This is a genomic window from Couchioplanes caeruleus (genome assembly GCF_003751945.1).
In the GTDB taxonomy this organism is placed as follows: Bacteria; Actinomycetota; Actinomycetes; order Mycobacteriales; family Micromonosporaceae; genus Actinoplanes; species Actinoplanes caeruleus.
In genome coordinates this window covers 1,810,785-1,818,737 of sequence record NZ_RJKL01000001.1, presented here as the reverse complement: position 1 = coordinate 1,818,737, position 7,953 = coordinate 1,810,785, and the positions used below count along the sequence as shown (strand labels likewise).

The window sequence follows — 7,953 nt, the reverse complement described above, 5'->3', positions numbered from 1 at the left end:
CGCGGGATATCGAAGTACGCTGCGGGGATGACGGTGCCGCTTCTGCACGAGCGCTTTCCCGCGATCGTGGGACGCCTGCCGTTCCGGCGGCTCGGCACCGCCCCGACCCCGGTCCGCGCGGTCGCCGGCCTGAGCGGCGTGTGGGTCAAGGACGACGGCGGCTACGGCACGCTGTACGGCGGCAACAAGGTCCGCAAGCTGGAGTGGACGCTGGCCGATCTGCTGCGGCGCGGCCGTCGCACGGTGGTGACCGCCGGCGGCACGGGCAGCCACCATGCCGTCGCCGTGGCCCGCTACGCCACGGCGGCCGGCCTGCGGGTGGCGGTCGTCGCGCTGGAGCAGCCGTACGACGACCACGTGGCCCGGCAGGCCGCCGCCGTGCGGGCGACCGGCGCGACCGTACGCCGGGTGCGCAGCGTCCCCGCCGGCTATCTCGCCGCCGGTCTGCTGCTCGCCCGCGCCGCGGTCACCGGCGGGCGCCCGGGCCTGCTGCCGATCGGCGGATCGAGCCCGCGCGGCTGTCTGGGCTATGTGGAGGCCGCCCTGGAGCTCGCCGCCCAGGTCGCCTCGGGCGAGCTTCCGGCGCCGCGGCAGGTGGTCGTGCCGGTCGGTTCGGGCGGTACCGCCGCCGGGCTGGCCCTCGGCCTGGGCCTGGCCGGTCTGCCCACGCAGGTCGTCGGCGTGCTGGTCAACGACCAGACCCCGATGGGCGAGCCCCAGGTGCGTCGCCTCGCCGAGGCGACCGCCCGCCTGCTGCGCCGCAGCGGCGCCCGGCTGCCGGCCCCGGCCCCGCTGGCGCCGCTGACAGTCCGCGCCGATTGGCTAGGCCCGGGCTACGGCCTTGCGACGCCCGCATCGACGGCCGCCGCTCCCTGGCTCGCCGACCATGCGGGCGTCCACGCCGAGCCGGTCTACACGGCCAAGGCCGCGGCGGCCCTACGGGACCTGACCGGCGCGGAGCCGGGTCACGGCCCGGTCCTGTACTGGCACACCGCGGACGACCTGCACCTCACGTAAGAGTTCGTCCCCGGCTCGGTGGGCGGGAACCCGGCGTTGACAGTGATAGTTTTCGATGCGTTCCAGGGAGCTCTCTCGTCCGGAGGTTACGCATGAAACGTTCCGTCGTGCGCGTGAGCCTGACCGCCGCGCTGCTCGCCGCCGCCGCTCCCGGCGGCCCGGCGGCCGCCGCTTCCGGCGCCCCGGCCGCGGCCCCGGGCGCTCCGGCCGCCGCGGTGCCGGTCCCCAAGCTGCTCGTGGTGGGGATGGACGGGCTCAACTGGGACAGCGTCGTGGCGGCGAACGCGCCGAATCTCGACGCCCTCGCGGCGCAGGGCGTGCTCGGCCGCAGCCTGGTGCAGTGCCCGTCGCTGGCCGACTCGTCCAGCGGCCCCGGCTGGTCGAACATCGCCACCGGCGTCTGGCCCGACCGGCACGGCGTACGGAACAACAGCTTCGCGGGCAAGCGCTACGACGCCTGGCCGGACTTCCTGACCCGCCTGGAGCGGGCGGACCCGGCCCTGGCGACGTACTCCGCCGTCGACTGGGCGCCGCTGCACGACCAGGGGACCTTCTCGACGGCCAGCGACACGCGGGTCACCCTCGACGGGGACGCCGACGGCTACGCCGGGGAGGACGAGAAGATCACCACGGACGCGGTGACCCGGCTGGGCACCGGCGATCCGGACGCGTCGTTCGTCTACCTGGGCAACACCGACGTGGTGGCGCACGCCGTGGGCACCGGCACGCGCTACCGGGCCGCCATCGAGAAGCAGGATCAGCAGCTCGGCCGGATGCTGGCGGCGGTGCGGTCGCGGCCCACGTACGCAGGCGAGGACTGGCTCGTCATGGTCACCACCGACCACGGCCACCGGGTGCCGTTCGGCGGGCACGGCGGCTGCCGCCTCGACGAGCGCGGCACGTTCCTGCTCGCCGCCGGCTCCGGGATCGCCGCCGGTGCGCGACCCACGGACGTCCGGCAGGTGGATCTCGCCGCGACGGCGTTGCAGCACTTCGGTGTCGTCGTGGCCCTGGACGGCACGAGCGTCCGGTCGCGTGCCGCCGACCGGTTCGACGGCCTGGCCCTGCGGACCCGGGTGGACGAGACGGGCATCCCGGCCACCCTGGCGGGCTGGACCCCGACGCCGCCGGCCGGCTGGTCCGTGGACCGTGGCGCGATGCCCACCGGCGGGGTCACCGAATGGCGCGGCTGGACGTTCGCCACCAACGAGTTCTGGAGCCAGACGCAGAGCGGCCAGGAGCGGGAGAACGCCGTGCGGGCGCGGGGCGTCTTCGCGGTGGCCGACAGCGACGAGTTCGCCGACAGGTCCGGCGGCACGAGCTTCGACTCGACCCTCGTCTCGCCGGCCTGGCCGGTCGTGGCGGGCGGCACGGCCCGGGTGAACTACGTGACCCACTACCGGCAGGAGGGCGCGCAGAAGGGCGACGTCCTCGTCTCCTTCGACGGCGGCGCCGACCAACTGGTGAAGCGCTACTCCGCGGACGCCCTCGCCACGGTCGAGTCGGTGCCGGTCCCCGTGCCGGCCGGGGCCACCTCGATGACCGTGAAGTTCCGCTTCCACGATGCGAGCAACAACTGGTACTGGGTGATCGACGACGTGACGGTCGTGCCCGGAAGCTGACGGTTCGCGGCGGGCGGGCCGGCGCCCGTCCGCCGCGCGAAGCCGCAGGCCACCGTGGTTCCGCTTGTACTATCGCCCCATGTCGTGGTCCTCGTTCCGGCCATACCAGGCTGTTCTGGTCGATCTGGCCGTGGCCGGATCGGTGGCTCTCACGGCCACGTACTGGTGGCACCAGTTCCGCGAGGGCGGCCTGATCTTCGGGCTGCTCGTCGGGTGTGCGCTGATGTGGCGTCGGCACCGGCCGGTCGCCGCGTTCGTCGCGGTGGCGCTGCTGTCGATGGCGATGCTGCCGATCGAGGTCCACGGCTCGCACCTGCACGAGGGCATGCTGCTGGTCTCGATGGCGGTGGCGATGTACGCGGTCGTCGTGTACGCCGCCCGTCTGAAGACGGGCATCGCGGCCGGTGTCGCCGCCGCGCTCCTCGGCACCGTCGCCCTCACCGCCCGCACCAGCCTCGAGTACAGCCACGAGCTGCCCGGGCTGGCGGACGTGCAGACCGGCCTGCTGTTGTCCGTCGGCTACGGCATCGTGATCTGGGCGGTCGCCTACCTCGCCCGGGGTCGGCGCCTCTCCTACGCGCAGGCCGAGGAGCGCGCGGCCACCGCCGAGCGCGAGCGTCAGCACCTGGCCCGGATCGCCGTCGCCGAGGAGCGCACGCGGATCGCCCGCGAGCTGCACGACATCGTGGCGCACTCGCTGTCGGTGATGATCGTGCACGCCAACGGCGGCGAATACGCGCTGGACCGGGACCCGGAGCGGGCGCGCGCGGCGTTGCGGACGATCGGCGCGACCGGGCGGGACGCGCTCGTCGAGATCAAGCAACTGGTCGAGATGCTGCGCAGCGACGAGCCGGACGCCGACCGCACCCCGGCCGGGCTGGAGCAGGTGGGAGCCGTGGTGGAACGGGCGCGCGGCGCGGGCCTGGCGGTCGATCTGGTCGTGGACGGCGCCCCGCCCGCCGTGTCCGGCGGCGTGGCCCTGGCCGTCTACCGGATCGTCCAGGAGTCGCTGACGAACACCCTGAAGCATGCGGGCCCGGCCCCGACCGCGACCGTACGGCTGCGGTACCGCCCGGAGGCCATCGAGGTGGACGTGAGCGACACCGGCACCGGCACGGTCCCGGCCGCGCCGGGCGGGCACGGGCTGGTCGGGATGCGGGAACGGGTGAGCCTCTACGGCGGCGCGTTCGACGCCGGCCCCCGCCTCGACGGCGGCTGGCGGGTCCGCGGTCGCATCCCGCTCGCCGAGGTGCAGGCATGAGTGCGCCGATCCGGGTGGTGCTGGTGGACGACCAGCATCTCGTCCGCGCCGGGTTCCGGATGGTCCTGGACTTCCAGGAGGACATCACGGTGGTCGGGGAGGCCGGCGACGGCGCCGAGGCGCTGCGGCTGCTGCGCGACACCGCGGCCGACCTCGTGGTCATGGATCTGCGGATGCCGGTACTGGACGGCGTGGCCGCGACCCGCCAGATCTGCGCGGCCGGCCCGTCGCCGCGGGTGCTGGTGCTGACGACCTTCGACACCGACGAGGAGGCGTTCGCCGCCCTGCAGGCCGGGGCGAGCGGGTTCCTGCTGAAGAGCGTGCCGCCGGAGGAACTCCTGTCGGCGATCCGGGTGGTGGCCAGCGGTGAGGCGGTGGTGGCGCCCCGCGTGACCCGGCGGCTGCTGGACCGTTTCGCCGACCGGCTCGTCCCCGGCCGGCCGGGGACGAGCGACCTGACCGAGCTGACCGACCGCGAGCAGGAGGTGCTGCTGCTGGTGGCCCAGGGAATGTCGAACGCGGAGATCGGCGGCAGACTGCACGTGGCCGAGGCGACGGTGAAGACCCACGTCGGGCGGATCCTGGCCAAGCTCGGACTGCGCGACCGGGTGCAGGCGGTGGTGTACGCGTACGAGTCCGGACTGGTGCAGCCCAGCGGCAATACCTGAGGGGGACGCCGGCGGCCCGGTGCGACCTGAGTCGTACCCGGCGATCGATCTTCGAGGGGACGCGCCGGGGCGAGGGGCGACCATACGGTCGTGGCATGTCGTCCCTCACCTCCACTCCGCCCGGCGGGCCCGCCGTCGAGGCCGTCGACCTGCACATGGCGTACGGCACCGGCGACGCCTCCGTCGACGCCCTCGCCGGCGTGAGCCTGGCGCTACCGGCGGGCATGTTCCACGCCGTCATGGGGCCGTCCGGCTCGGGCAAGTCGACGCTGCTGCACTGCCTGGCCGGGCTGGACCGGCCGACTGGCGGCACCGTGCGCATCGGCGGCACCGACCTGACCACGCTGGGCGACCGGCGGCTGACCCTGCTGCGCCGCGACCACGTCGGATTCGTGTTCCAGAGGTTCAACCTGCTGCCGGTGCTGACCGCCGCGGAGAACATCACGCTGCCGCTGACGATCGCCGGGCGGCGGCCGGACCGGGCGTGGTTCGACCGGGTCGTGACGGCCGTCGGCCTGACCGACCGGCTGGGCCACCGGCCGTCCGAGCTCTCCGGCGGCCAACAGCAGCGGGTGGCCGTGGCCCGGGCGCTGATCACCCGCCCCTGGGTGGTGTTCGCCGACGAGCCGACCGGCAACCTCGACTCGCGCAGCGGCACGGAGGTCCTTTCCCTGCTGCGCGACGCGGTCACCGACCTCGGCCAGACCGTCGTGATGGTCACCCATGACCCGCAGGCGGCCGCGCGCGCCGACCAGGTGGTGTTCCTGCGCGACGGCCGGCACGCCGGCACCCTGCCGCGGCCGACCGCCGACACCGTCCTCGAGGCGATGCACCGCCTGGAGACCGCCGGCGCCTCCCCGGCGGGGCGGTGGTCCGCATGATCCGGCTGACCCTGCGCTCGCTGCGCGCCAACGTCGCCCGGCTGCTGCTGTCCTCGGTGTCCATCGTGCTCGGAGTCGCCTTCATCGCAGGCAGCCTGATGTTCACCGACGGGCTGTCGCGGGCCATGACCGATCAGGCCGCCGCGCAGTACCGCACCACCGACGTCGAGGTCACCCCGGTCGGGCCGTCGGACGCTCCCGGCTCCGCCGATCTCGTCGGCCGGATCCGGAAGGTGCCGGGGGTTCGCGCCGCCGAGGGCGTCGCGAGTGCGACCTCGTTCGGCATCGTCGGCAAGGAGGGCCGGCAACTGCGCGGAGCCCACCGGGCCACCACCGTTGCGGTCGACCCGGCGCTGCGCATGCTGGATGCGAGCCAGGGCCGGCTGCCCCAAAAGCGCGGCGAGATCGTTCTCGACGAGGGCACCGCCCGCCGGGAAGGCCTGCGGGTGGGCGACGAGGTCCGGATCGGTGGCAGTGACGCAGCGGCCACGGCGTACCGGCTGGTGGGGCTGACGCAGCAGAGCAAGGGCGCGGTCGAAGCGCGCGGCGCCGTCGTCGGCATGGTGCTGCGCGACACGCTGGCGCTCAGCGGGGACGACCGGCCGCAGCGCGTCCTCGTCGCCGCCGGCGACGGGATCGCCGAGTCCGACCTGGCCGGCCGGATCCGCGCGGCGATGGGCGGCGGCGCCGAGGTGCGCACCCACGACGAGCTCGTCAGCGCCGCGCTGGAGCGGGCCGTCGGCGACGCCCGGACGTTCCGGACCGCGCTGCTCGGCTTCGGGCTGATCGTCGTGGCCGTCGCCGCGTTCGTCATCGCCAACACCTTCACCATCGTGCTGGCCCAGCGCACCCGGGAGACGGCGCTGCTGCGACTGGTCGGCGCGACCCGCCGGCAGGTGTTCCGGTCGCTGGTCGTCGAGGCGGCGGTGCTCGGCCTGGCCGGATCGCTGCTCGGCCTCCTCGTCGGCGCCGGGCTGGCCTACGCCCTGCGGGCGGGGTTCGCGGCGCTGGGCGCGAGCCTGCCCAGCGGCCTGACGCTCACCCCGGCGACCGTGGCGATCTCGGTCGCGGTCGGCGCGGGCGTGACCGTGCTCTCGGCGCTGCTGCCCACCCGCCGGGGCACCGGCGTGGCGCCGGTGGCCGCGCTGTCCGACACGGCCGTCCAGGACGCCCGCCGGACCGGGCGCGGGCGCCGAGGGCTGGGCATTGCCGCATTCCTCGGCGGCACCGCGGCGCTCACCGCCGCGGCCACCACCGGCGTGGTCGAGGCGGTGGTGGCCGGCACGCTGCTGGCCTTCGTGGGTTTCGTGCTGCTCAGCCCGGCCGTGGTGCCCGCCGTCGTGCGCTTGCTCGGCGTCCCGGCGGCGCGCCTCGGCGGGACGACCGTGTCCCTCGCGCTGCGCAACGCCGTACGCAATCCCCGCAGGATCGCCGCCACCACCAATGCGTTGGTGATCGGGGTGACCCTGGTGTCGACGTTCACCCTGATGAACGAGAGCGCGAAGGCACCGGCCGAGGGGAAGGCCGACGCGCGGTTCGGCGCGCACTTCCTGGTGACCGACGGCGGGACGCTGTCGGTGCTGCCTCCCGCCCTGGTCGACTCCCTGCGCCGGATGCCGGAGCTGGGCACCCTCTATCCGCAGTGGGAGGCGTTCGACGGCGGCGAGGACGACTTCCTCGCCGTCCACGCGGGCTACCCGGTCATCCTGAGCCGCGGCTATCCCGAGCATGACGGCTCGATCGCCGCGCTCACCCCCGGCACCGCCGTCGTGACCCGGGAGACCGGCATCCCGGTGGGCCAGAAGGTCACCGTCCGGGGCCGGGCCTTCACGGTCGTCGCGGCGGTCCCGGACACCGAGGACTCCGCCGTGCTGGAGCGGTCGGTGTGGTTGACCCCGGACGATCTCACGAAGCTGTTCCCGAAGCCGAGCCTGTCGCAACTGCAGGCCGACCCGGCCTCCGGCGTCCCGGCCTCGGCCGCGCGAGCCGCGCTCGACCGTGCGGCCCGCGACTTTCCGACGATGACCGTCCACGACCGGGCGGCGTACGTGGCCGAGCTCAACGCCCCGCTCGAGCAGATGCTCGCCGTCGTGACCGGACTGCTCGTCCTCGCCGTGGTCGTCGCGCTGATCGGCGTGGCCAACACCCTGACGCTGTCCGTACTGGAACGGACGCGGGAGAACACCCTGCTGCGGGCGGTCGGCCTCACCCGCCGTCAGTTGCGCGGCACCCTCGCCGCCGAGGCCCTGGTCATGGCCCTGACCGGCACCGTGCTGGGCGTCGTGGCGAGCCTCGTGATCACGCGGACCCTGCTGTCCGCGATCGGGCGGCGGGGCGCCGACCTCCCGCTCGTCGTGCCGTGGGACCGGCTCGGCGTATTGCTCGCCGTCGCGGTGGTCGCCGCGCTGGCCGCGTCGGTGCTCCCCGCCCGCCGGGCCGCCCGCCGTCCCGTAGCCGAGAACCTGGCCGGCGAATGAGGGGCTCGCCGAACCGGGGTCCCGCCG

General features: G+C 74.7%; 6 protein-coding genes. All 6 read left to right on the top strand.

Annotated elements, in window-relative coordinates; all coding sequences use genetic code 11:
- The first annotated feature begins 27 nt into the window (after positions 1 to 27).
- The 6 genes from EDD30_RS07890 to EDD30_RS07865 all read left to right on the top strand — a co-directional run bounded on the left by EDD30_RS07890 (position 28) and on the right by EDD30_RS07865 (position 7,926).
- A complete protein-coding gene (locus EDD30_RS07890) occupies positions 28 to 1,017 on the top strand; it encodes a 1-aminocyclopropane-1-carboxylate deaminase/D-cysteine desulfhydrase (protein ID WP_123678775.1) in 990 nt (329 codons plus the stop codon).
- A 92-nt stretch (positions 1,018 to 1,109) separates the two neighbouring features.
- Entirely contained in the window at positions 1,110 to 2,639 is a 1,530-nt protein-coding gene (locus EDD30_RS07885; protein ID WP_123678147.1) for an alkaline phosphatase family protein, read from the top strand.
- Between the two features lie 79 nt (positions 2,640 to 2,718).
- Positions 2,719 to 3,900 carry a sensor histidine kinase gene (locus tag EDD30_RS07880; RefSeq protein WP_123678146.1) on the top strand — a complete coding sequence of 394 codons (1,182 nt, stop codon included), beginning with the start codon at positions 2,719 to 2,721 and terminating at the stop codon, positions 3,898 to 3,900.
- Positions 3,897 to 4,568: a response regulator gene (locus tag EDD30_RS07875; RefSeq protein WP_123678145.1), complete on the top strand. Its 672-nt coding sequence runs from the start codon at positions 3,897 to 3,899 to the stop codon at positions 4,566 to 4,568. Before EDD30_RS07880 ends, EDD30_RS07875 begins: the two co-directional genes overlap by 4 nt.
- Before the next feature lie 95 nt (positions 4,569 to 4,663).
- A complete protein-coding gene (locus tag EDD30_RS07870) occupies positions 4,664 to 5,449 on the top strand; it encodes an ABC transporter ATP-binding protein (RefSeq protein ID WP_123678144.1) in 786 nt (261 codons plus the stop codon).
- On the top strand, positions 5,446 to 7,926 hold the full coding sequence (locus tag EDD30_RS07865) for an ABC transporter permease (RefSeq protein WP_148088122.1): 2,481 nt from the start codon (positions 5,446 to 5,448) through the stop codon (positions 7,924 to 7,926). Before EDD30_RS07870 ends, EDD30_RS07865 begins: the two co-directional genes overlap by 4 nt.
- Positions 7,927 to 7,953: the final 27 nt, after the last annotated feature.

Bases quoted from the DNA above. Each gene is read 5' to 3' on its own strand.
- EDD30_RS07885 (WP_123678147.1), top strand. From the start codon at position 1,110: ATGAAACGTTCCGTCGTGCGCGTGAGCCTGACCGCCGCGCTGCTCGCC.
- EDD30_RS07865 (WP_148088122.1), top strand. From the start codon at position 5,446: ATGATCCGGCTGACCCTGCGCTCGCTGCGCGCCAACGTCGCCCGGCTG.
- EDD30_RS07875 (WP_123678145.1), top strand. From the start codon at position 3,897: ATGAGTGCGCCGATCCGGGTGGTGCTGGTGGACGACCAGCATCTCGTC.
- EDD30_RS07880 (WP_123678146.1), top strand. From the start codon at position 2,719: ATGTCGTGGTCCTCGTTCCGGCCATACCAGGCTGTTCTGGTCGATCTG.
- EDD30_RS07890 (WP_123678775.1), top strand. From the start codon at position 28: ATGACGGTGCCGCTTCTGCACGAGCGCTTTCCCGCGATCGTGGGACGC.
- EDD30_RS07870 (WP_123678144.1), top strand. From the start codon at position 4,664: ATGTCGTCCCTCACCTCCACTCCGCCCGGCGGGCCCGCCGTCGAGGCC.